18 protein-coding genes and 1 riboswitch are annotated in these 21,896 nt (G+C 72.9%); of the genes, 10 read left to right on the top strand and 8 right to left on the bottom strand.

The features are described 5' to 3' along the window. Positions 1-177 precede the first annotated feature (177 nt). Positions 178-618 carry a DoxX family protein gene (locus tag AB0C02_RS09585; protein ID WP_357543000.1) on the top strand — a complete coding sequence of 147 codons (441 nt, stop codon included), beginning with the start codon at positions 178-180 and terminating at the stop codon, positions 616-618. A gap of 79 nt (positions 619-697) precedes the next feature. Here the strand turns inward: AB0C02_RS09585 and AB0C02_RS09580 are convergent, their stop codons facing one another. Next, positions 698-1,243, bottom strand: a complete 546-nt coding sequence (locus tag AB0C02_RS09580) for a DUF4232 domain-containing protein (RefSeq protein ID WP_357543343.1) — start codon at positions 1,241-1,243, stop codon at positions 698-700. A gap of 302 nt (positions 1,244-1,545) precedes the next feature. Next, positions 1,546-1,677, top strand: a riboswitch (SAM riboswitch). 10 nt (positions 1,678-1,687) lie between these two features. Between AB0C02_RS09580 and thrC the strand changes: the two genes are divergently transcribed. After that, on the top strand, positions 1,688-2,977 hold the full coding sequence (gene thrC / locus AB0C02_RS09575; protein WP_357542998.1) for a threonine synthase: 1,290 nt from the start codon (positions 1,688-1,690) through the stop codon (positions 2,975-2,977). A 558-nt stretch (positions 2,978-3,535) separates the two neighbouring features. Then, on the top strand, positions 3,536-5,209 hold the full coding sequence (gene paaN, locus AB0C02_RS09570) for a phenylacetic acid degradation protein PaaN (RefSeq protein ID WP_357542996.1): 1,674 nt from the start codon (positions 3,536-3,538) through the stop codon (positions 5,207-5,209). Between the two features lie 24 nt (positions 5,210-5,233). Here paaN and AB0C02_RS09565 read toward each other — a convergent pair whose 3' ends face one another. Continuing rightward, positions 5,234-5,752 carry a GNAT family N-acetyltransferase gene (locus tag AB0C02_RS09565; RefSeq protein WP_357542994.1) on the bottom strand — a complete coding sequence of 173 codons (519 nt, stop codon included), beginning with the start codon at positions 5,750-5,752 and terminating at the stop codon, positions 5,234-5,236. 223 nt (positions 5,753-5,975) lie between these two features. Between AB0C02_RS09565 and AB0C02_RS09560 the strand changes: the two genes are divergently transcribed. The 3 genes from AB0C02_RS09560 to groL all read left to right on the top strand — a co-directional run bounded on the left by AB0C02_RS09560 (position 5,976) and on the right by groL (position 9,067). Then, positions 5,976-6,179, top strand: coding sequence for a cold-shock protein (locus AB0C02_RS09560; RefSeq protein ID WP_013288855.1), 204 nt, complete (start codon positions 5,976-5,978; stop codon positions 6,177-6,179). A 110-nt stretch (positions 6,180-6,289) separates the two neighbouring features. Beyond that, positions 6,290-7,168 carry a hypothetical protein gene (locus AB0C02_RS09555; protein ID WP_357542992.1) on the top strand — a complete coding sequence of 293 codons (879 nt, stop codon included), beginning with the start codon at positions 6,290-6,292 and terminating at the stop codon, positions 7,166-7,168. A 276-nt stretch (positions 7,169-7,444) separates the two neighbouring features. Next, positions 7,445-9,067 carry a chaperonin GroEL gene (gene groL, locus AB0C02_RS09550; RefSeq protein WP_357542990.1) on the top strand — a complete coding sequence of 541 codons (1,623 nt, stop codon included), beginning with the start codon at positions 7,445-7,447 and terminating at the stop codon, positions 9,065-9,067. A 56-nt stretch (positions 9,068-9,123) separates the two neighbouring features. Here groL and AB0C02_RS09545 read toward each other — a convergent pair whose 3' ends face one another. The 3 genes from AB0C02_RS09545 to AB0C02_RS09535 form a co-directional block, all read right to left on the bottom strand. Then, the gene (locus AB0C02_RS09545; protein ID WP_357542988.1) at positions 9,124-9,366 is read right to left on the bottom strand and encodes a hypothetical protein; all 243 of its coding nucleotides are present in this window, start codon (positions 9,364-9,366) and stop codon (positions 9,124-9,126) included. 94 nt (positions 9,367-9,460) lie between these two features. After that, positions 9,461-10,390, bottom strand: coding sequence for a GNAT family N-acetyltransferase (locus AB0C02_RS09540; protein WP_357542986.1), 930 nt, complete (start codon positions 10,388-10,390; stop codon positions 9,461-9,463). A gap of 77 nt (positions 10,391-10,467) precedes the next feature. After that, positions 10,468-12,948 (bottom strand): S8 family serine peptidase, encoded by a 2,481-nt coding sequence (locus tag AB0C02_RS09535; protein WP_357542984.1) that lies wholly within the window; start codon positions 12,946-12,948, stop codon positions 10,468-10,470. A 79-nt stretch (positions 12,949-13,027) separates the two neighbouring features. Here AB0C02_RS09535 and AB0C02_RS09530 point away from each other — a divergent pair, with 79 nt between their 5' ends. Genes AB0C02_RS09530 through AB0C02_RS09520 form a run of 3 tightly spaced genes read left to right on the top strand, consistent with a single transcriptional unit; the run spans position 13,028 to position 17,621 of the window. After that, a complete protein-coding gene (locus AB0C02_RS09530; RefSeq protein ID WP_357543341.1) occupies positions 13,028-14,815 on the top strand; it encodes a glycerol-3-phosphate dehydrogenase/oxidase in 1,788 nt (595 codons plus the stop codon). 53 nt (positions 14,816-14,868) lie between these two features. Continuing rightward, the gene (locus tag AB0C02_RS09525) at positions 14,869-16,113 is read left to right on the top strand and encodes an FUSC family protein (protein WP_357543339.1); all 1,245 of its coding nucleotides are present in this window, start codon (positions 14,869-14,871) and stop codon (positions 16,111-16,113) included. A 20-nt stretch (positions 16,114-16,133) separates the two neighbouring features. Then, a complete protein-coding gene (locus tag AB0C02_RS09520; protein ID WP_357542982.1) occupies positions 16,134-17,621 on the top strand; it encodes a PrsW family intramembrane metalloprotease in 1,488 nt (495 codons plus the stop codon). Positions 17,622-17,677: 56 nt separating this feature from the next. On the opposite strand, the gene AB0C02_RS09515 is transcribed toward AB0C02_RS09520, so the two are convergent. Then, complete coding sequence (locus tag AB0C02_RS09515; RefSeq protein WP_357542980.1) at positions 17,678-17,845, bottom strand: hypothetical protein; 168 nt, start codon at positions 17,843-17,845, stop codon at positions 17,678-17,680. A gap of 84 nt (positions 17,846-17,929) precedes the next feature. Next, positions 17,930-18,277: a co-chaperone GroES gene (locus AB0C02_RS09510; protein WP_357542978.1), complete on the bottom strand. Its 348-nt coding sequence runs from the start codon at positions 18,275-18,277 to the stop codon at positions 17,930-17,932. Positions 18,278-18,446: 169 nt separating this feature from the next. Here AB0C02_RS09510 and AB0C02_RS09505 point away from each other — a divergent pair, with 169 nt between their 5' ends. Next, on the top strand, positions 18,447-19,733 hold the full coding sequence (locus AB0C02_RS09505; RefSeq protein WP_357543337.1) for an AI-2E family transporter: 1,287 nt from the start codon (positions 18,447-18,449) through the stop codon (positions 19,731-19,733). A 22-nt stretch (positions 19,734-19,755) separates the two neighbouring features. Here the strand turns inward: AB0C02_RS09505 and AB0C02_RS09500 are convergent, their stop codons facing one another. Then, positions 19,756-21,888 carry an ATP-dependent DNA helicase gene (locus AB0C02_RS09500; protein ID WP_357542976.1) on the bottom strand — a complete coding sequence of 711 codons (2,133 nt, stop codon included), beginning with the start codon at positions 21,886-21,888 and terminating at the stop codon, positions 19,756-19,758. Positions 21,889-21,896: the final 8 nt, after the last annotated feature.

Genomic DNA, 21,896 nt, shown 5'->3' with positions numbered 1-21,896 from the left:
GTGCGGTCCTCGCCGACGCCCCCGCCCGGAGCGGTTGACGAACGGCGATATCATGGGAGCGTTCCCAGTCCCTTGAACAGGGGCGTTGCGAGCCGTCCCACCAGTAAGGAATTTATTAACATCGATATGCTGGCGGCGCATGCTGGAAACATCTATCCCCTTCAGTGGAGGTTTCTGATGGTTCCGGCACGATTGAACGGTCCCGCGCTCTCCCTGTTCCGCATGGTCATCGCCCTGCTCTTCCTCTGTCACGGCACGGCGTCGCTCTTCGGCGTGCTGGGCGGCAACCAGATGAGCGGCAAGGCGCTCCCGGCTGGTCAGTGGCCCGGCTGGTGGGCCGCGCTGATCCAGCTCGTCTGCGGCGTCCTGGTGCTCGTCGGCCTGGTGACCCGTCCCGCGGCGCTGCTCGCCTCCGGCTCGATGGCGTACGCGTACTTCGTGGTGCACCAGCCGCACGGGCTGTTGCCGCTGCGCAACGGCGGTGAAATGGCCGCCCTCTTCTGCTGGGCGTTCGTGCTCATCGCGGTGCTCGGCCCCGGCGCCTGGGCACTCGACAGGATGTTGTGGCGTCGCCATGTGCTCCCCGCCCCACCACACCCCGCCCACCACTCAGCCTGACCCTGGCGCCTCGCCGAGATCTTGGTGGGAAAAGGCCCCTGGAGGAGCGCATTCCTGCCAAGATCTCGGCTTGGTCGCCTCAGGCGTTTGGCTTCCAGGCGCTGACCCCGAGCCGGCCGGTGTTGCCGAGGTCGATCGGGGCGTCCAGGTCCACCGGGAGGGCCGGCCGCCCGGCCACCGGGCTGATCTCCAGGTACGCGCCGTTGCTCGCGACCACCGTGGGGTCGGTGACCAGGTTGCGCCAGAGCAGGGCGGCGGTGGCCCGTTCGCCGGGGCGCAGCATGATCCGCTGGGGCGGATAGTCGAAGCCCGAGGTGATCGAACGGGCTCCGGGCACGACCTCGACGGCCAGCGGGTCCCGGTCGGCGTCCCAGAGCCGCGGCACCGGGTGCCCCTCCAACTCGTACGGTTGGGTCCCGCAGTTGACCAGTTCCAGGCCCATTGCCCGCAGTCCCATCGCGGCGTCCACGCCGAGCTCGGTGATGCGTATTCCCTCGGCGGGGCAGGCGGTGAGGCCCGGGCCGGCGGTGGTGGACGGGGTCGGTGCGCCGGTGTCGGCGGCCGGTGCGGAGGTGCAGGCGGCGAGCAGAGCGACTCCTGCCAGCGCGCCGAACCGCGCCGTCATCTTCACCCGGTTGATCATGCCAGGCGCCGCCACCCCGCAGCACCCGCGCGCCAGACCCCGTCAGTGGAACGCCATGGATGTCTCCGGGCCCCCGTGACCTCCATAGCGTTCCACCCACCACACCCAGCCACCCCCGCAAGCTCGTACCCGGAAGGAGCGCGTAGCCCGCGCCCGGTGGTGGTCAACCCCCGCGCCGCCGTCGCCCGGCGAGCTGGGGCCGCGCCGCGCCGGGCAGTTCACAGCGTGGGAATCCGCCATGGCGGCGGCGCGACCCGGGCATAGACTCGGTGGCACAACTGCATACCTCATCCAGAGGGGCTGAGGGATACGGCCCGACGACGCCCCGGCAACCACCCGCGCGCTCGATGACGAGCGACGCCGGTAGGTGCCAATTCCGTCCCCGCCGCACAAGGCGATGCGGGGAAAGATGAGAGGACCCTCGACATGACGTCGACGCTTCCCGCCGCCTCCGGCATCGACACCACCCTCAGCCCGGCCCGCGCCCTGGTCTGCCGCGGCTGTTCCGCACGCTATCCGCTGGCCGCCCAGCACGCCTGCTACGAGTGCTTCGGGCCGCTGGAGGTCGACTACGACTCCGCCGCCCTGGCCACGGTCACCCGCGAGCAGATCGAGGCCGGACCGAAGAACTTCTGGCGGTACGCGGCCCTGCTTCCCGCCGGTCAGGACCCGGCCACCCGCGTCACCCTCGACCCCGGGCTGACCCCGCTGGTCGCCGCCCCGCACCTGGCTGCCGAGCTGGGCATCACCGCCCCACTCTGGGTCAAGGACGACAGCGCCAACCCCACCCACTCGTTCAAGGACCGGGTGGTCTCGGTGGCGCTGACCGCCGCGCGGGCGCTCGGCTTCACCCGCTACGCCTGCGCCTCCACGGGCAACCTCGCCAACTCGGTGGCCGCCCACGCGGCCCGGGCCGGGTCGCCCTCGGTGGTCTTCATCCCCAGCGACCTGGAGCCGGGCAAGGTGGTGACCACCGCCGTCTACGGCGGCGACCTGGTCGCCATCGACGGCTCGTACGACGACGTCAACCGGCTCTGCGGCGAGCTGGTGGAGACCGACGAATTCGAGGACACCGCCTTCGTCAACGTCAACGTCCGGCCGTACTACGCCGAGGGCTCCAAGACCCTGGGGTACGAGGTGGCCGAGCAGCTCGGCTGGCGGATCCCCGCGCAGGTGGTCATCCCGATGGCCAGCGGCGAGCTGCTCACGAAGATCGACAAGGCGTTCTCGGAGCTGGTCGAGATCGGCCTGGTCGAGGCGCCGGCCGAGGGCTGGAAGGTGTTCGGCGCCCAGTCCGCCGGCTGCAACCCGATCGCCACCGCGCTGCATGCCGGCACCGACACCATCGTCCCGGTGAAGCCGACCGGCATCGCCAAGTCGTTGAACATCGGCGACCCGGCCGCCGGCCTCTACGCGCTGGAGGCGGTCCGCCGCACCGGCGGCTGGATGGAGTACGCCGACGACGAGGAGATCCGCGCCGGCATCCGGCTGCTGGCCCGTACCACCGGGGTCTTTGCGGAGACCGCCGGCGGTGTCACCGTGGCGGTGCTGCGCAAGCTGGTCGAGTCCGGCCGCCTCGACCCGGCCGCCGAGACGGTCGTCTTCAACACCGGCGAGGGCCTCAAGACCCTCGACGCCGTGGCCCCCCACCTCGGCCCCACCCACCACATCAAGCCCTCCCTCCGGGCCGCCCGCGACGCCGGCCTGCTCGGCTGACCCCGCGCTCGCCGGCCGACCGGATCCGACTCGGACGGCCGCCCGTCCCGCCCATCCATGATCGGCTCCGGATGCGGTACATGGGGGTGTCCCGGAGCCCTGACACCACGATGTCCCGCAACTGGCGTTGATCATGACGGGGTGGATGGGTGACGGAGGCGGGCTGGGCGGGGGAGGGTGGATCGCCCGGGTGGGGGATCGGGGCGTTTGGCTGGGTAGCTGGCTATTCGCTGTGAGTGTGGAAAAAGTACCGACAAGGACTTGACGGCAGGAATGGGACGGCGGAAGATGCTCGGTGCGGGAGGGCATCCGCCGAAGACTTTAAGGTCTTTCGACCCAGCGCCGGAGGCGTTGCGCGGACGTCCCTCCCGACCAACGTCCGAAGGGGGCCAGCGGAAACCGCTGGCCCCCTTCGCTGTGCACGGCGCCACCCGCAGGATCGCGATCAACGAGCAGCTCGGCTGCCGCCCGGTGGCCGGCTCGACGGACTGGCAGCTGACGATCTGAGTTGTGACACGCCCCTACTGATCTGGTGGCTACCTGTTGCATGATTGCGGCATGACGGAGACGCCGCACCCCCTGTACGACAGGCACGCCGAGACCCTCAACCGTGCCCTGACCGCGATCACGGAGCGGGGATACTGGTCCGCCTATCCCGAGTCGCCCAGCCCCCGGGTGTACGGCGAGAACGCCGCCGCCGAGGGCAAGGCCGCCTTCGAGGCGTACCTGAACCAGGAATTCCCGCTCGACCAGCCGACCGACGGCGAAACCGTCGCAACCGAGGTCAGCCCGTTCGGCGTGGAGCTGAACGTCCGCTACCCGCACGCCGCCGCCGACCAGCTCGTGGCCGCCGCCTCCGCCGCCCTGCCGGCCTGGCGCGACGCCGGCCCGCAGGCCCGGGCGGGCGTCTGCCTGGAGATCCTCGACCGGCTGCACAAGAACGTCTTCGAGCTGGCCAACGCGGTGCAGTTCACCAGCGGCCAGGCGTTCGTGATGGCCTTCCAGGCCGGCGGCGCGCACGCGCTGGACCGGGCGCTGGAGGCGATCGCCTACGCGTACGCCGAGATGACCCGCCACCCGGGCACGGCCGGCTGGGAGAAGGCCGCCGGCAAGGGCGACCCGCTGCGGATGAGCAAGACGTTCCACGTGGTGCCGCGCGGCGTGGCGCTGGTGATCGGCTGCAACACCTTCCCGACCTGGAACTCGTACCCGGGTCTGTTCGCCTCGCTGGCCACCGGCAACCCGGTGGTCGTCAAGCCGCACCCGCGTGCGGTGCTGCCGCTCGCCATCACCGTCAAGTACGCCCGTCAGGTGCTCGCCGAGGCCGGCTTCGACCCGAACCTCGTGCAGCTCGCCCCGGAGGCGGCGGGGGAGAAGCTCGCCTCGACCCTGGCCCTGCACCCGGCCGTCAAGATCGTCGACTTCACCGGCTCCACCGAGTACGGCGACTGGCTGGAGGAGAACGCCCGGCAGGCCGCGGTCTACACCGAGAAGGCCGGCCTGAACACGGTGGTGATCGACTCCACCGACGACTTCGCCGGGATGTGCCGCAACCTGGGCTTCACGCTCACCCTCTACAGCGGCCAGATGTGCACCACCTCACAAAACCTGCTGATCCCCCGGGGCGGCATCGAGACCGACCAGGGGCACAAGAGCTTCGACGAGGTGGCCGCCGGAATCGCCGGTACGGTCGCCAAGCTCACCGCCGACCCGGCCCGTGGGGTTGAGCTGACCGGCGCGATCGTCAACGACAGCGTGCTGGAGCGGCTGGAGGAGGTCACCAAGGTCGGCGAGCCGGTGCTGGAGTCGCGGGCCGTCGAGCACCCGTCGTTCCCCGACGCGGTGGTGCGTACGCCGGCCGTCGTCAAGCTCGACGCCACCGACACCGCGACCTACTCCCGGGAGTGGTTCGGGCCGATCTCGTTCGCCATCGCGACCAACTCCACCGCACACAGCCTGGAGATCCTTCGGGCGACCGTCGGGGAGAAGGGCGCGCTGACCGCGGGGGTCTACTCCACCGACGAGGCGGTGCTGGACGCCGCCGAGACCGCGGCGGTCGAGGTCGGGGTCCACCTGTCCTGCAACCTCACCGGCGGGGTCTTCGTCAACCAGTCGGCGGCGTTCTCCGACTTCCACGGTTCCGGGGCGAACCCGGCGGCGAACTCGGCGCTCACCGACGGCGCGTACGTGGCCAACCGGTTCCGCATCGTGCAGAGCCGCCGGCACGTCTGACGGTCTGCTGCTGGCGGGTGGTGGTCAGGCCGACCGGCGCATCTGGAGCTCTCTCAGGGCGGGGAACCTGGGGTGCGGGACGCGCACCCCGGTGTCCACGAAGCCCAGCTTCTGATAAGCCCGGTAGGCGCGGTCGTTGCCGACCACCACCTCCAGCATCAGCTCCGGTCGGCCGCAGGCGCTGGACCAGGCGGCCACCTCGTCCAGCAGCGCGCCGAGCAGGCCGCTGCCGCGCCGGGCCGGCGTGACGTAGACGGCGTGGATCACGGTCAGCCCCGGCTCACCCGGGGCGACCGAGCCACCGGCGTGGCCGACCAGGCGACCGCCCGGATCGGCCACGAACTGGGCCGTCTCTTGGCCGTCGGCAACTGAGGCGATCCGGGCCGCGTAGGCGGCGTGCGGCCGGGCAGCGGCCTCGGCCACGGTCTCCAGGAACGCCAGCGGCGAGTCGGCGAGCATCTCCAGCCGGAGCGCCCGCATTCGGGCGGCGTCCTCCTGACGTACCCGGCGGACGGTCGCGGTCGTGGTCGGCGCGCTGGTCATGTGGCATGCATACCGGAGAGCGGCGGATTCCCGACTGTCCGGGTCGGATACGGGTCGGATTATGCCCGATTTGTGGTCGTGCGCGCTCGTCACGCCTCGTGTACCGTGCGATTTTGGTCACCGATTCAGCGACCACTGACGATCGCCGAACCGGGTGGTTCGCCGGTGCCGGTCCGCCGGTCTCCGGATTGTGGGAACGCCGCGCAGAGTGAGGAAGTGCACCGTGGCACAGGGCACCGTCAAGTGGTTCAACGCCGAAAAGGGCTACGGCTTCATCGCCGTCGACGGCGGGCAGGACGTCTTCGTCCACTTCTCCGCGATCGAGATGGACGGCTACAAGGCGCTGGACGACGGCCAGCGGGTCGAGTTCGAGATCGCGCAGGGGCAGAAGGGCCCGCAGGCCGAGCGGGTCCGGGTCATCGCCTGATCCCGTCGCTGCCCGTCCGGCGGCCCGTCCACCCCGATCAGGGGCTGCGGTTCGGGCGCGCACCAGGGAAGATCGTGAGCCGTTCCAGCTACCGCTGCTGAGGAGGGCTCATGTTCGACCAGCCGCCGTCGGGTTCCGGCCCCGGCGTCGACCCGAATGATCCACTGGTCACGCCGCCGCACGCGGGGGTCGGCGGTTGGTTCTCCCGCTGCACCGGGGCGCTGCGCCGTAGTTGGCGGCAACTGCTGCCGATCATGCTGCTCACCCAGGCGCTTCCGGCGGCGGTGACCTCGGTCCTCTCGCTCGCCCTCGCCCCGTCGGGACAGCTCGCCACCGGGCCGGACGGCGCCCCGATCCTGCCGACGGGATATTTCGCGGACGCCTTCACGTTCTACGGCGCGTTCCTCGGGGCCAGCCTGCTCCTCGCCTGGGTGCAGGCCATCGGCTGGGCGGCCGGCTCGTGGGTGGTCACCCGTCAGGCGGCCGGCGAGGCCGTCGGGGTCGGCGCCGCCCTCCGGTACGGCCTGCGCCGCGCCCTCGGCCTCTGGGGCTGGATCCTCGTCGCCGGCGTGTTGATCTCGGTCGGCGTCTGCTTCTGTGTGCTGCCCGGGATCTACGTGGCGTTCGCCCTGGCCCTGGCCGGCCCGGTCTACCTGTTCGAGCGGGAGAACCCGGTCGGCCGCTCCTTCCAGATGTTCCACCAGCGGTTCGGGATGGTGGTGGGCCGGGTCGCGTTGGTCGCCGCTGTGTTGGTCGTCGGCAGCCTGCTCAGCGCGGTGGTGGAGGTGTTCGGCCAACTGGCGTACGGCACCGACCCGATGGGCTCGGCCGGCACGGCGGCGGTGGCCGTCGTGGTCGCCGTGCTCTCCGTCCTGCTGGGCACCCCCGTCTACCTGGCGCAACTCGTCGGGCTGCTGGTCACGTACGCCGAACAGCGGGCCCACGAAGGCCCGGTGAACACCGCTCGACTGGCCGCGGAACTCGGCTGAGCGGAGGCGTCCTGCTTGCACTCGGCTAGGGAGAGTGCTAAACAAGTCATTGGCACTCGCATACGTTGAGTGCCAATGGTCGGGGCGGTAGGGCCACGGCCACGCCGGTGTCTCGAAGGCGCCGGGGTGGCACGAGGCCGGTCGTCGCGGGCTATCCGGCCCGGCCGACGGACGTCGTCGTCGCCAGGTGGCGACGTCCCAAGGTGCGTACACCAGGCGGCCCATCCGGGGACACAGACTCGGGTGGCCCGTGAGTGTCCAGGAGGACAACGCCGTATGGCCAAGATGATCGCGTTCGACGAAGAGGCGCGCCGTGGCCTCGAGCGGGGCATGAACCAGCTCGCCGACGCCGTGAAGGTGACCCTCGGCCCCAAGGGCCGCAACGTCGTGCTCGAGAAGAAGTGGGGTGCCCCCACCATCACCAACGATGGTGTGAGCATCGCCAAGGAGATCGAGCTCGAGGACCCGTACGAGAAGATCGGCGCCGAGCTGGTCAAGGAGGTCGCGAAGAAGACCGACGACGTGGCCGGCGACGGCACGACGACGGCGACCGTCCTGGCCCAGGCCCTGGTCCGTGAGGGCCTGCGCAACGTGGCCGCCGGTGCCAACCCGATGGCCCTGAAGCGGGGCATCGAGGCCGCCGTGGCCAGCGTCTCGGAGGAGCTGCTCAAGCTCGCCAAGGACGTGGAGACCAAGGAGCAGATCGCCTCCACCGCCTCCATCTCGGCTGGTGACACCAGCGTCGGCGAGATCATCGCCGAGGCGATGGACAAGGTCGGCAAGGAAGGCGTCATCACCGTCGAGGAGAGCAACACCTTCGGCCTGGAGCTGGAGCTCACCGAGGGTATGCGCTTCGACAAGGGCTACATCTCCGCCTACTTCATGACCGACCCGGAGCGTATGGAGGCCGTCTTCGACGACCCGTACCTCCTGATCGTCAACAGCAAGATCTCGTCGGTGAAGGACCTGCTCCCGATCCTGGAGAAGGTCATGCAGTCGGGCAAGCCGCTGCTGATCATCGCCGAGGACATCGAGGGCGAGGCCCTGGCCACCCTCGTGGTCAACAAGGTCCGCGGCACCTTCAAGTCGGTCGCCGTCAAGGCGCCGGGCTTCGGTGACCGCCGCAAGGCCATGCTGGCCGACATCGCCATCCTCACCGGTGGCCAGGTCATCAGCGAGGAGGTCGGCCTCAAGCTGGACGCCGTCGGCCTCGACATGCTGGGCCGCGCCCGCAAGGTCGTGGTGACCAAGGACGAGACCACCATCGTCGACGGCTCCGGCGACGCCGAGCAGATCCAGGGTCGGGTCAACCAGATCCGGGCCGAGATCGAGAAGAGCGACTCCGACTACGACCGCGAGAAGCTGCAGGAGCGGCTGGCCAAGCTGGCCGGCGGCGTTGCGGTGATCAAGGTCGGCGCGGCCACCGAGGTCGAGCTGAAGGAGCGTAAGCACCGCATCGAGGACGCCGTCCGCAACGCGAAGGCGGCCGTCGAGGAGGGCATCGTCCCGGGTGGTGGCGTCGCGCTGGTGCAGGCCGGCAAGACCGCCTTCGACAAGCTGGACCTGACCGGCGACGAGGCGACCGGCTCCCAGATCGTCAAGATCGCGCTGGACGCCCCGCTGCGGCAGATCGCCGTCAACGCCGGCCTGGAGGGTGGCGTCGTCGTCGAGCGTGTCCGCAACATCGAGCCGGGTCACGGCCTCAACGCCGCGACCGGCGAGTACGTGGACCTGCTCGCGTCGGGCATCATCGACCCGGCCAAGGTGACCCGTTCCGCGCTGCAGAACGCGTCGTCGATCGCCGCGCTGTTCCTCACCACCGAGGCCGTTGTGGCGGACAAGCCGGAGAAGACCCCGGCCGCCCCGGCTGGCCCGGGTGGCGGGGACATGGACTTCTGAGTCCAGCTCCACCGAGAGGGGCGGGCCGCGTCAGCGGTCCGCCCCTCTTCGTCTGCTCACGTCGGCAGCGGCCGTTGGTTGCGCCGCTTGTGGGTCCGGTCGTAGGGGGGCGCGATGCGGATCGGCTCGTCCACCAGTTGCAGCGGTTCCTCGGCGGTGGGCTCGTCGACGCGGGCCATCTCCGCCAACTGCTCGGCGTCGCCGTAGTCGAGCCGGTCGAACGGCAGTTGGCCGGGGAGCTCACCGATCGGGCGCCAGCTCGCCGGCGGGTCGCCGGTCAATTCGTCATCCGTCGTCATGGCCTGCCTCCTCTACGCATGACCGTAGGCGGCGGTCAATGACCGGCGGGCCGGAATGGCATTATAGGTGTCTATGCACCTTTCGCTCTTTTAGTCATTCCTGTCCGGTCAACGCCTTGCGGTACAGGAAAAACACCCGCTCGATGCACGCTCCCGCCGCGTTCGCGTAGAACGGCACCGGGCCCACCCAGCCGATCTGCGCCGACCCGAGGCCGGTCGCCGCCTGGTCGCGCAGGCAGCGCCGCAGCAGCACCCCGCCGATGCCCGAGCCCTCGGCCGCCGGAGCCGTGCCCATCGGCCCGAACCAGCCCGGCCGGGACGAGCCGTACGCGGCGAAGCCCAGGATCTCGCCGTCCCGCTCGGCCAGGTGCGCACCCGCGTCCGGTCGGCCCAGCGAGCCGGCCAGTTCGGCGTCCCAGGCCCCGCCGAAGGTGGCGCGGGCGAAGGCGGCCAGCGCCGGCAGGTCGGCCGACTCGGCCCGGCGCACCGTCACGCCCCCGTCGGCCAGCCGGCGCTCGGCAGCGTCCGTCGGGCGCAACGCCGCCGACCCCGCCGCTAGGTCCGCCGTCATGTTCCACGCCGTACGGTCCTGCCGGTAGCCGAGCCGCAGCGCGGCACAGACCGCCGGGGTGTACCGCACGTCGATGCCCGGCCAGGCGTAGTACGGCGGGTTTCCGGCGAGCAGCAGTTCGGCCGCGCCGAGCCCGGCCAGGGGCCGCTCCGCCTCGGCCAGCAGGGCCCGCCCGACGCCCTGGCGGCGCACCTCCGGTGCCACCGCCAGCAGGTCGACGTGGCCGAGGCGCGAATCCCGCTGCGACACCGAGCCGATGAGTACGCCGATCAGCTCGGCGCCGCGTACCGCCCCGAGCCGCAGCACCGGGCGGCCGGCGGGCGCCCGAGCGGCGAGGGCGTCCACGATGGCCGGAGCCTCGGCCGCGTCCTCGGGCAGGTCGAGGGCCCGCCGGCAGAGGTCGACGACCGCCGGCAGGCGGTCCTGGCCCAGCTCGATGATCTCGACGTCCATGGTGGCCGACCCTAGGCCATCCCGCGCCCGTCCGGCACCGCCTGACCGGTCGGGGGTGTCAACAGGGGCCGGAGGCGCTACGAAGGGGCCCCTGCTTTCATCGCGGCGCGGACGGCGGCGTCGGCGTCGACCAGGCCGGCACCGGTCAGGTTTTGGGTGCCACCGCATTGCTCGGTGCCGGGGGGTGTGCCGGCGGAGGTGGCGGTGTCGAGGATGATCTGCCGGGTGCGGGCCAGGTCGCCGATGAGCGCCGGGTTCGCCGACCACATCAGCGCCACCACCCCCGCCACCTGCGGGGTCGCCATCGAGGTGCCGTCAAGGGTGGCGTAGCCGCCCCCAGGGAACGCCGACAGCACCCCGGCCCCGGGCGCGACCAGGTCCGGCTTGGCGAGACCACCGGCGGCCGGGCCCCGGCTGGAGAAGCCGGTGAGTTGGCGCGCCCGGTCGACCGCCCCGACCGTCAGCACGTCGGCGTACGGGGCCGGCGGGTCGGTGACCGAGCCGCAGTGCGGGCCGCTGTTGCCGGCGGCGACCACCAGCAGGATGCCGGCGGCGGCGAGCGCCGCGGTTGCCGGTCGCAACGCCCCCGGGTCGCAGCCCTCGATCGGCGGGCAGCCCCACGAGTTGGTCAGCACGTCGGGCGCGCGGTCCGGCCGGCCATCGGTGAACGGGTTCCCGCCGGCCGGGAACGGGGCCAGCATGAACTGGAGACAGTCGAGGTAGTGGGCGGGGCTGCCCAGGTTGCGGTCCAGATTGACGCAGCCCACCCACTGCGCGCCGGGAGCCACGCCGATCCCGTTCCGGCCCACCGCGCTGCCGATCGTGTGGGTGCCGTGACCGTCCCGGTCGCCGGGCGTGCGCCGGTGCTCCCACGGGTCATACCAGGAGTCGTCGCCGCCCCGGAAGCCGGCGGCCAGCGCCGGGTGCCGGCCGTCCACCCCGGAGTCCGACGTGCCGACCACGATCCCCGAGCCGGTCACGCCCAGCTCCGACCAGACCCGGTCCGCGCCGATCAACGACACGTTCCAGACCGGACCGGTGGGCGCCGGCTGGCTGCCCCGGGCCGGGGGCGCCATCGCCGGAAGCGGGCGCAGCCGCTGGCTGATCAGCACCCGGGCCACCTCCGGCCGGGCGGAGAGCCAGGCGCGGACCCCCGGGCCGCCGTCCGTCTCGATGGCGTTGACCAGGTAGTACGGCGTCGGGTGCAGGTGCAGCCGGGTCAGCTTCCGGCGCAGGTCGCCCTGGGTACGGTCGGCGGTGGCCACCAGCCGCCGATAGACCTCCGCGGCGCGGACGTTCCGCCCTTCGCGCCCCGCCGCGCCGGTCGGGAGCCCGGTCAGGTCGGCCTGCTCGCGCAGCACCACCAGCAGCCGTTCCCCGTACAGGCCGGGGTGGCCGGGGACGACGTACACCACGGCCACGGCGGCGAGCAGGGCCGCGGCGGTCAGGCCGGCCGCCCCGCGCCGGGGCGAGCCCGCGCGTGGCCGGGCGAGCAGGACGCCGTACGCGATGGCGAGCAGCACCGCGACGGCGAACGCGGCGCCGGACCCCACGGCGACCCAGTAGGGGACGTCGCGACTGCCCGTCAGCAGAACGGTGATCTCCTCCGGGTCGGCGAAGGCGAGCGGCCCGGCCAGCGCGAGCCCGACCAGCCAGCGGGCCGGGGCGCGACCCGCCGACCGGCCGGAGCGGCGGGCCGCGGCCTCCAGCGCGCCCAGCACGAAACCGAGCGGCGGCAGCAGCACCAGGGCCGGCAACTGCGCCCCGGACTGCCCGGCCGCGCCGGCCAGCGGCACCAGGGTGACCCCGGCGACCAGCCCGCCGACCAGTACCAGCCGGGCTGGTCGGGGTGGCGCGCCGACCGCGAACCGGGCCCAGAACGGGGCGTCGAGCAGCGCCCCGGCGAGGGCGCCGAGCGCGGCGGCGGCGAGGCCGGCGAGCAGCGTCTCCAGCGCCCCACCGAGCGCGCCCACCCACGCCCAGGGCACCAGCGACGCCAACCCGGCGGCGATCGCAAGCAGGGCCACCGGGCCCAGGCGGGGCCTGCCAAGATCTGCAGAACTTCGGGGAACTTGCTGCCTGTCGGCTTCCCGAGGCAGCAACTCCCCCGAAGTTGCGGGCGTCTCGGCGTCCCGGCGAGGGCGCGACAACCGACCGACGAGCAGCGTGAGCGCGGCGGCGGTGGCGGCCAGTGCCGCCAGGTAGGCCTCCTTGTGCACGGGCGGCACCGTGCGCAGCAGGGTCAGCGCGCCCAGCACGAGCGTCGCGCCCAGCCAGGCGCGGCCGGTCGCCCGGACCGCCGGAGCGCGGGGCAGCAGCGCGAGCCCGAGGCTGGGCGCGCCTACCAGCAGCACGGTGGCCAGCGCGACCACCGGCCACATCCACACCGCTCGGTGCAGGCCTTCGACCAGCACCAACTGATCGACCGCCCAGCCGACGACCTGGCTCGACACGGTCACCAGGACGGCCCAGCCGCCGACGAGCACCGCCGCGACCACCGGCCACGGCCCGGGCTCGCGGCGGGCGGGTACCGGCGTCGCGGCGGGCGGTATCTCCATGACCCCTCACCGTACGGCTTGTCGGCACATGTCGCCTGGGGGGTGGGGCGGCTACGGTGGACGGGTGCGCGACCCCAACGTGTCCCGATCCGCGGCCGGTCAGCTCTCCGTCGAGCGCCGCGCCGACGACCTGCGCCGACTCCGCGCCGAGCGGTTCGACGTGCTGGTCATCGGCGGTGGGGTGACCGGGGCCGGTGCCGCCCTCGACGCCGCGTCCCGGGGGCTCAAGGTGGCCCTGGTGGAGGCGCGGGACTTCGCCGCAGGCACCTCCAGCCGGTCCAGCAAGCTCATCCACGGTGGCCTGCGCTACCTCGAGCAGTTGGAGTTCCACCTGGTCCACGAGGCGCTCACCGAGCGCGGGCTGCTCGCCACCCGGCTCGCCCCGCACCTTGTGCGCCCGGTGCCGTTCCTGGTCCCGCTGCCCGCCGAGGGTGGGCTGCGCGACCTGCCGGGGCGGGTGTTCCGCCGGTCCTACTACGGCGCCGGTGTGGCCGCCTACGACGCGTTCGCCGGAGTGTTCGGCGGCGGGCGGGGCATGCCGCTGCACCGGCACCTGACCCGCGAGGGCACTCGCCGGGCCTTCCCGAGCCTGCGGGCCGACCGGCTCGCCGGGGCGATCCGCTACTACGACGGGCAGGTCGACGACGCGCGTCTGGTGGTGACGCTGGCCCGGACGGCGGCCAGCCTCGGGGCGACCGTGGTCACCAGCGCCCGGGCGGTCGGCCTGATCCGGCAGGCCCGCGAGGTCACCGGGGTCCGGGTCCGCGACCTGGAGGCGCCCGCCGGCTCGCCGGACGCCGAGTTCGAGGTGCACGCCCGTACGGTGATCGCCGCGACCGGCGTGTGGAGCGACGACATGTCGCGGATGCTCAACGACGTCGGGCTGCGCCCCGGGCTGCGGGTCCGGGCGTCCAAGGGCGTGCACCTGGTGGTGCCCCGCTCGGCGATCACCGGCGAGACCGGGCTGATCCTGCGTACCGCCCGCAGCGTGCTCTTCGTGATCCCGTGGGGCGGTCACTGGATCATCGGCACCACCGACACCGACTGGCAGTTGGACCGGTCGCACCCGGCGGCCACCGCCCGCGACATCGACTACCTGCTGGAGCAGGTCAACACGGTGCTGGACCGGCCGCTGACCACCGACGACATCGAGGGCGTGTACGCCGGGCTGCGCCCGCTGCTGGCCGGCGAGGCGGATTCCACCTCGAAGCTGTCCCGGGAGCACGCCGTCGTCGAGCCGATGCTCGGCCTGCTCCTCGTCGCCGGCGGCAAGTACACGACGTATCGGGTGATGGCCTCGGATGTGGTCGACCGGGCCGGGCACCGGCTGGGCGGGGCACGCCGGTCGCGCACCGCCGACCTGCCGCTGCTGGGCGCCGACGGGTACGCGGCGATGTGGCGGGACCGGGCCGACCTGGCCCGCCGGCACGGGCTGCCGGTCGGGGTCGTCGAGCACCTGCTGGAGCGGTACGGCACCCTCACCCGCGACCTGCTCGCCCTGATCGACGCCGATCCGCTGCTCGGCTCACCGCTGGCCGGCGCCCCGGAATACCTGGCCGCCGAGGTGACGTACGCGGCCCGCGCCGAGGGGGCGCTGCACCTGGAGGACGTGCTTACCCGGCGTACCCGGATCTCCTTCGAGACCAGCCACCGCGGCCTGGAATCGGCGGAGCACGCCGCGGAGCTGATGGGCGCGGTGCTCGGCTGGGACGAGGCCATCCGGGCCCGCGAGGTGGCCCACTACCGGGCGCGGGTGGAGGCCGAGCGGCGGTCGCAGCTGATGCCCGACGACATCGCCGCGGACGCGGCCCGGCTGGGCGCCCCGGACGTCCGCGGCTTCGCGGCGGACCGGACCACGACGACCTGACGGCGCACCGGAGGATTCAGCGGGTGCGGGCCGGGTAGTCCCGGACCATGGCCGTGGCCCGGGACCGACGACTGTCTTTCCTGCGGCGTGCCCCGATCCGGGAAGGGCTGGTCGACGTCGACGCGGCTCGGGTCGGCGAGGCGATGGACGAGCTCCGGAACCGGGGCAAGGCCACCTGGCACGACCGGCTGCACCGGGTGCGTACCGTGACCGGTCTCGCGGTCCAGGCGGGTCTCGCCGCCGCCCTGTCCTACCTGTTCTCCCACCGGGTGCTCGGCAACCCGCAACCGGTGTTCGCCCCGATCTCCGCGGTGGGCACCCTGGCCGCCTCCGTCGGCCAGCGGACCCGCCGGACCGTGGAGCTGATCGCCGGGGTGGCCATCGGGGTGCTGCTCGGTGACGGCCTGGTCTACGTCCTCGGCACCGGCGCCTGGCAGCTCGGTCTGGTGGTGACCGCGGCGATCGTGCTGAGCATCTTCGCCGGCGCGAGCGTGTCCGTGGTGATCCAGGCGGCGGCCACCGCCGTGCTGATCGTGACACTGAGCCCGTCCACGAAAAACCTGGAGGTTCCCCGCTTCATCGACGCGGCCGTCGGCGGCGGCATCGCGCTGCTGGTCACCTCGATCCTGCTGCCGCTGAACCCGTTACGCGTGATCAACCGGGCCGCCCGGCCGGCGTTGGACCTGCTCGCCGATCAGCTGGACGCCTGCGCGGAGGCGCTGCGCAGACGGGACCGGGACGCCACGCAGCGGGCGCTGTTCCGGCTTCGGGAGAACAAGGGGGAGCTGGCCGCGCTCGATGAGGCGATCGAGGGCGCCAAGGAGACCGCCACCATCTCGCCGGCCCGCTGGCACCGGCGCGGCGAGCTGACGCACTACGCCGACGCGGCCGAGCCGATCGACCGGGCGATGCGCAACAGCGGCACCCTCATCCGTCGGTCGGTCACCCTGATCGAGGACGAGGAGCCCATCCCGGAGCCGATGCCCGACGCGATCGCCCACCTCGCCGAGTCGGTACGCCTGCTCCGGCACGAGTTCGCCGCCGGGCAGGAGCCGGAGAAGGCCCGGGAGCGGTCGCTGCGCGCGGTCAGCGAGGCCGGCCGCGCGTACGTCGACGGGGTCGGCTTCTCGGGCAGCGTGGTGATCGCGCAGGTCCGCACCGCGGCGAGCGACCTGCTGGTGGCCTCCGGCATCGATCAGGAGGAGGCGAACCGGCTGATCCGGCAGTCCTTCGGTGAACGGGAGCGGCGCACGGGCGGCCAGCCCGAACCCCGACCCACCGCCCCGCCCGTCGGCTGACCCACGCCCACAGGTGGGCGATGCGGCCGAACGGCAGCGCCGTGGGTGACTACGCTGGCGGCATGGCCGACACCCCGCCCGGCGGAGCCCTGCCGCCGCCGTCCGCGCCCCCGCTGCCGCCGCCGGGGTCGTCGACCCCCGGGAGGCCGTCGCGCCGGTTGAAGTGGTGGCGGATCGTGGCGCTCGTCGGGCTGGTGCTGGTGATCGCCGCCGGCGCGACCTTCATTCTCTACACGCTCGGCACCGGGCTCGGCCCGCAGGCCCTGCTGGTCGGTGTGATCGCGGCGATCCTGCCGGTGCCGGTGCTCGTCGCCTGCTTCCTCTGGCTGGACCGGTACGAACCGGAGCCGATGCCGTATCTGATCTTCTGCTTTGTCTGGGGCGCGTTCGTCGCGACGTCGATCGCGTTGGTGGTCAACGAGAACTCTGTCGGCCTGCTCAAGCAGTTGGGGCTGCCGGCGGCGCTGACCGCCGTGCTGGTCGCCCCGTTCATCGAGGAGTTGACCAAGGCGGCCGGCCCGATCCTGCTGCTGATCTTCCGGCGCCGGGAGTTCTCCGGGATCACCGACGGGCTGGTCTACTGCGGACTCTCCGCGATCGGCTTCGCCATGGTGGAGAACATCCTCTACCTCGGCGGGTACGGCTACCGCGCCGGCGTCCAGGAGTACGGCCCGGCCACCGGCACCCAGCAGGTGATCGCCATCTTCATCGTCCGGATCCTGCTCTTCGGCTTCGCCCACCCGCTGTTCACCTCGATGACCGGGGTGGGGCTGGGCGTCGCCGCCCGTACCGCCGACCGACGGGTCCGCGTCCTCGCCCCGATCGCCGGCCTGCTGGTGGCGATGATGCTGCACGGCACCTGGAACCTGCTGCCCTCGTTGGTCGCCAGCACCGGGCAGCCGGTGATCGCCCTGTACGGCTACCTCGGCGTGATGGTGCCGATCTTCTTCGCGACGGTGGGGCTGGCGGTCTGGTTGCGCGCCTGGGAGGGGCGGCTCACCGAACGCACCCTGCCGGACTACGTCCGGGCCGGCTGGCTCACCCCGCCGGAGGTGGCGGCCCTGGGCAGTCTCGGCCGGCGGCACGCCGCGCGTACCTGGGCCCGGCGGGTGGCCGGCGACGGCGGGGCGCACGCGATGCGGGGCTACCAGTTCGCCGCGACCCGGCTGGCGCTGCTGCGCGACGGGATGCGCCGGGGGCTGGACCGGAAACCGGCCGATCGGGAGCGAACGGCGCGGGAGGAACGCGAGCTGCTGGACTCGATCGCTGCGTACCGGGCGTTCTTCGTGGGCCGGGATCCGCAGGCGCCGGTCGGAGTCTGGGACGGGGAGCGCTACCACCTGCGCTTCCCGGACGGCTCGCGGCGGGCGGTGGAGGCCCCGGACGAGCCGGTCGTGCCGATCCCGGTGGTGCTCGCCCCGCCGCCGCCCCCGGCATACCCGGCCGCCTACGGTCCGCCCGGCTGGTACGGCTCGGGACCCGGGGCGCCTTGGCCGCCCGGCGTCTGATCCGCCACCCGGTGCCTGATCCGCCACCCGGCGCCCGAAACGGGCCCGCCGGGCGGTCAGGTCATCATGGTGCTGAGGAAGTCGCTGATGCCCTGGGCGATGGCCATCAGGCCCGCCCCGATCGTCCGGACCAGTTGGGCGGCGCCGTCCGGACGGAAGGCCACGAAGTAGATCAGGAACGCGACGAGTCCCCAGGCCAGTAGCTTTTTGAGCACAATCGGCATGGTCCCTCCCCAGGGCGCTGAGGTGCCTGGGTTTTCCCGCCGGGCAGTGACGCAAACGGCGGCCGGGGGTGGGTCGGGCCGAATCTAGAGGTAGAGGCCGGTCGAGCCGGTGGGCTCCTTCTCCACCCGCTCGGCGGCGACCGCGTGTACGTCGCGCTCGCGCAGCAGCACGTACGCCCGGCCGTGCAGCTCGACCTCCGAGCGGTCGTCGGGGTCGAAGAGCACCCGGTCCCCGGAGACGATGGAGCGTACGTTCGGGCCCACCCCCACCGCGGTCGCCCAGGCCAGCCGCTTGCCCACGGCAGCGGTGGCCGGGATCACGATGCCGGCGGTGGACCGGCGTTCACCCTCGCCGTTCTCCGTCCGCACCAGCACGCGGTCGTGCAGTAGACGGATCGGCAGGCCCGAGTCGAGGTTCTGGTCGGCGGTCACGCGAAGACGCTACCGCGTGCGCCATGGTCGATCGTCGGCGTGGTTGGTGGGAACGGAGACGGGCAATGTGTGGCGGAGCCGACCTAGGGTGGTACGAACGACTATCCTGTCCCCCCTGTTCGTGGGCGGACCAGGTTTGCGGGAGGTGCGTTTGAGCCGCTTCGAGCGGATGCGCGGACGGCTCCGCCGCGCGTACGAGTCCGGCCGCGTGTCGGCCCGGGCCGACCGGGCCGGGTCCGGTAAACCGTCGGGGGAGTCCGACGTCGCCTCGCCGTCTGCGCCAGGCCCGGCCTCCTCGGGCGCCGGGGCGGCTCCGAGCCCGGCCGCCGAGCCACCGTTCGCCCCGCACCCGTCGATCATCAGCCAGGACGATGCGGACGTGCCGCACGCGCTGCGGATCGCAGCGGCCTGGTCCTGGCGGTTGATCGCGATCGGCATCGTGGCCTGGGCGCTGCTCAGGATCATTGGCACGGTCCGCATCGTGATCATCCCACTGGCGATCGCGCTGCTGCTCTCGGCGCTGCTCGCCCCGGCCGTCGGCTGGCTGCTCAAGGCCCGTTTTCCGCGCTCACTGGCAACCGGTGTGGTGCTGGTCGGCGGCCTGGCCGCGGTGGTCGGCACGCTGACCCTGGTGGTGAACGAGTTCATCGACGGCCTGCCACAGCTGAGCGACAAGGCGTCGCAGGGCGTCCGGCAGATCCAGACCTGGCTCAAGACCGGCCCGCTGCACGTCTCGGACAATCAGCTCAACCACTACATCGACGAGGTGCAGACCTGGATAAGCGGTAACTCCAGGACGGTCACCACCAGCGCGCTCTCCGCCACGGCGACGCTGGCCGAGGTGCTGACCGGGGTCGTCCTGGTGCTTTTCGCGACCTTCTTCTTCCTCCGTGACGGCAACAAGATCTGGCGCTTCCTGGTCCGGCTGCTGCCGGTGGCCGCCCGGTGGAAGGTCGACGACGCCGGTCGGGCCTCCTGGGCGACGCTGGGCGCGTATGTCCGGGCCACCGTGCTGGTCGCCTTCATCGACGCCGTCGGCATCGGCATCTTCCTGGTCATCTTCCACATCCCGTTCGCGTTCCCGCTGGCCGCGTTGGTTTTCCTCGGGGCGTTCATCCCGATCGTCGGTGCGGCGCTCTCCGGTGTGGTGGCCGTGCTGGTGGCGCTGGTCGACAGCGGCCCGGTGACCGCGTTGATAATCCTCGGTGCGGTGATCGCCGTGCAGCAGGTGGAGGGGCACGTGCTCCAGCCGTTGATCATGGGGCGGGCGGTGGCCATCCACCCGCTCGCCGTGATCATCGGGATCGCGGCCGCTGTGATCCTCGCCGGCATCGCCGGCGCGGTGGTCGCGGTGCCGCTGATCGCGGTGCTCAACACCGCGGTCCGCCGGCTCGCCGCCCGCACCGTGCCGGACACCCCGCCGGACGCTGTGGTGGTCGCCTCCCAGGCCCCCTGACGCCGGGCCCGGCGGGTGGTGGTCAGGACTTGGCGAGGCGCTCCAGCGCGCCCCGGGCCACGTCCGCCCGAGTGGTGTACCAGAACGGCGGGAGAGAGCGCCGCAGGAACGGGCCGTAGCCGCGGGCCGTCTCCAGCCGGGAGTCGAGCACCGCCACCACCCCCCGGTCGCCGGTCGCCCGGATCAGCCGGCCCACGCCCTGAGCCAGCCGGACCGCCGCGATCGGCACGCTGACCGCGGCGAAGCCGGAGCCCCCGCCGGCGTCCACCGCCGCCGCGCGGGCCGCGGCGAGGGGCTCGTCCGGCCGCGGGAACGGCAACCGGTCGATCACCACGAGCTGGCAGGACTCACCGGGCACGTCCACCCCCTGCCAGAGCGACATCACCCCGAACAGGCAGCTCTCCCGCTCCTCCCGGAACCGACGGACCAGCAGCGGCAGCGCCTCCTCACCCTGGAGCAGCACCGGCAGGTCGGTCCGCGCGCGGAGCAGCTCCGCCGCCTGCTGCGCGGCCCGGCGCGACGAGAAGAGCCCGAGGGTACGCCCACCGAGCGCACCGACCAGCGCCAGCAGCTCCTCGCCGGCCGCCTCGGGCAGCCCGGAGACGCTGGGGCGGGGCAGGTGCGCGGCGACGTACAGGATGCCCTGCCGGGCGTAGTCGAACGGCGAGCCGACGTCGAGCGAACGCCAGCCGGGACCCTCGGTGGCCGGTGCCGTGCCGGTTGCGGCCCGCTGGTCCGCAGTGTCCGCGACCCCGGATTGGGGACGGCCGGCGGCCGTGGCGGCCAGCGCGGCGGCGGCCGGGGACGGCGGGCCGGGCGGCGGCGCCTCCAGCCCCAGCGAGCGGGCCACCGTGTCGAAGCGACCGCCCAGCGCCAGGGTGGCCGAGGCGGCGACCACCGTACGCTCGTCGTACAGGTGGTCGGCGAGGGTGCCGGCGACGGAGAGCGGCGCGACCACCAGGGCTCGGCGGTTGCCCTGCTCCGGCTTCTCCACCCAGGCCACGTCGTGGTCCGCCTCCTCCAGCAGCCGCTGCGCGGTGGCGGAGAGCTCGTCCAGCACCGCCTTGGCCTGCTGCTTGCGGACCGGGTCCGGGTCGTCGGACTTGACGTCGCCGATCGCCTCCAGCGCGGCCCGGGTCGCCCCGTCCAGCAGGGTGCAGGCCTCGCGCAGCGCCGGTGGCAGGCCGGCGGTGAGCCGCCCGGCCGGCGTCTCGCCCAACCCGACCGCGAGGGCGTCGCCGGCCTCGGTGAGCCGATCGGCCAGCTCCGGGCGGAGCAGCGGCCGGGCCCGGCGGGTGGACCGGTCGATCAGCTCGGGAACCAGCTCGGCCTGGGCCGCCGACGAGACGCGGTCGGCCAACTCGTGCGCCTCGTCCACGATGAGCAGCCGGTGCGGCGGCACGATGTGCCGGCCGGCGAGCATGTCGACGGCGAGCAGGCTGTGGTTGGTCACGACGAGGTCGGCCTCGCGCGCCCGGGCCCGCGACGCCTCGGCGAAGCACTCCTGACCGAACGGGCAGCGGGCCGCGCCTACGCACTCCCGGGCCGGCATCGAGACGGTCCGCCAGACCTGGTCGTCCACGCCCGGGTCCAGCTCGTCCCGGTCGCCGGTGACGGTCTCCTCCGCCCAGTCACGCAGCCGCTGGACCTGCTTGCCCAGCCGGCCCGCCTCGCCGAGCCACCCGGTGCCGCCGCCGGGCCGGGGCGCGTCGAAGAGGGTGTCCCCGGGCTCCTCCTCGACGGAGTTGTCCAGCCGGGCCAGGCAGAGGTAGTGGTGCCGGCCCTTCAGCACCGCGAAGGTGGGACGGTGGCCGAGCAGCGGCTCCACCGCATCGGCCAGCCGAGGCAGGTCGTGGTCGACCAGCTGGGACTGCAACGCCAGGGTGGCGGTGGAGATCACCACCGGGCCGTCCACGGTCAGCGCCGGGGCCAGGTAGGCCAGCGACTTGCCGGTGCCGGTGCCCGCCTGGACCAGCAGGTGCTCGCCGGAGGCGATGCTCTGTTCGATCGCCTCGGTCATCTGCTGCTGGCCCGGGCGGGTCGCGCCGCCGGGGACCGCGCCGATCGCCGCGGCCAGCAGCTCCCCGCCGCTGGGCCGGCTGCCCCGGCGCTTCTTCTTCGGGGCGGGACCGGTGGCGGTACGGGGCAGGGTCACCGTGCGAC

Origin of the sequence: Micromonospora sp. NPDC048999 (assembly GCF_040649295.1) — a bacterium.
In the GTDB taxonomy this organism is placed as follows: Bacteria; Actinomycetota; Actinomycetes; order Mycobacteriales; family Micromonosporaceae; genus Micromonospora.
The sequence above is the reverse complement of the archived record's forward strand: the minus strand, read 5'-3'. Positions and strand labels throughout refer to the sequence as shown.

Excerpts from the sequence above, each read along its gene's own strand:
- AB0C02_RS09585 (WP_357543000.1), top strand. The coding sequence starts at position 178 with ATGGTTCCGGCACGATTGAACGGTCCCGCGCTCTCCCTGTTCCGCATG.
- AB0C02_RS09580 (WP_357543343.1), bottom strand. The coding sequence starts at position 1,243 with ATGACGGCGCGGTTCGGCGCGCTGGCAGGAGTCGCTCTGCTCGCCGCC.
- thrC (WP_357542998.1), top strand. The coding sequence starts at position 1,688 with ATGACGTCGACGCTTCCCGCCGCCTCCGGCATCGACACCACCCTCAGC.
- paaN (WP_357542996.1), top strand. The coding sequence starts at position 3,536 with ATGACGGAGACGCCGCACCCCCTGTACGACAGGCACGCCGAGACCCTC.
- AB0C02_RS09565 (WP_357542994.1), bottom strand. The coding sequence starts at position 5,752 with ATGACCAGCGCGCCGACCACGACCGCGACCGTCCGCCGGGTACGTCAG.
- AB0C02_RS09555 (WP_357542992.1), top strand. The coding sequence starts at position 6,290 with ATGTTCGACCAGCCGCCGTCGGGTTCCGGCCCCGGCGTCGACCCGAAT.
- groL (WP_357542990.1), top strand. The coding sequence starts at position 7,445 with ATGGCCAAGATGATCGCGTTCGACGAAGAGGCGCGCCGTGGCCTCGAG.
- AB0C02_RS09545 (WP_357542988.1), bottom strand. The coding sequence starts at position 9,366 with ATGACGACGGATGACGAATTGACCGGCGACCCGCCGGCGAGCTGGCGC.
- AB0C02_RS09540 (WP_357542986.1), bottom strand. The coding sequence starts at position 10,390 with ATGGACGTCGAGATCATCGAGCTGGGCCAGGACCGCCTGCCGGCGGTC.
- AB0C02_RS09535 (WP_357542984.1), bottom strand. The coding sequence starts at position 12,948 with ATGGAGATACCGCCCGCCGCGACGCCGGTACCCGCCCGCCGCGAGCCC.
- AB0C02_RS09520 (WP_357542982.1), top strand. The coding sequence starts at position 16,134 with ATGCGGCCGAACGGCAGCGCCGTGGGTGACTACGCTGGCGGCATGGCC.
- AB0C02_RS09515 (WP_357542980.1), bottom strand. The coding sequence starts at position 17,845 with ATGCCGATTGTGCTCAAAAAGCTACTGGCCTGGGGACTCGTCGCGTTC.
- AB0C02_RS09505 (WP_357543337.1), top strand. The coding sequence starts at position 18,447 with ATGCGCGGACGGCTCCGCCGCGCGTACGAGTCCGGCCGCGTGTCGGCC.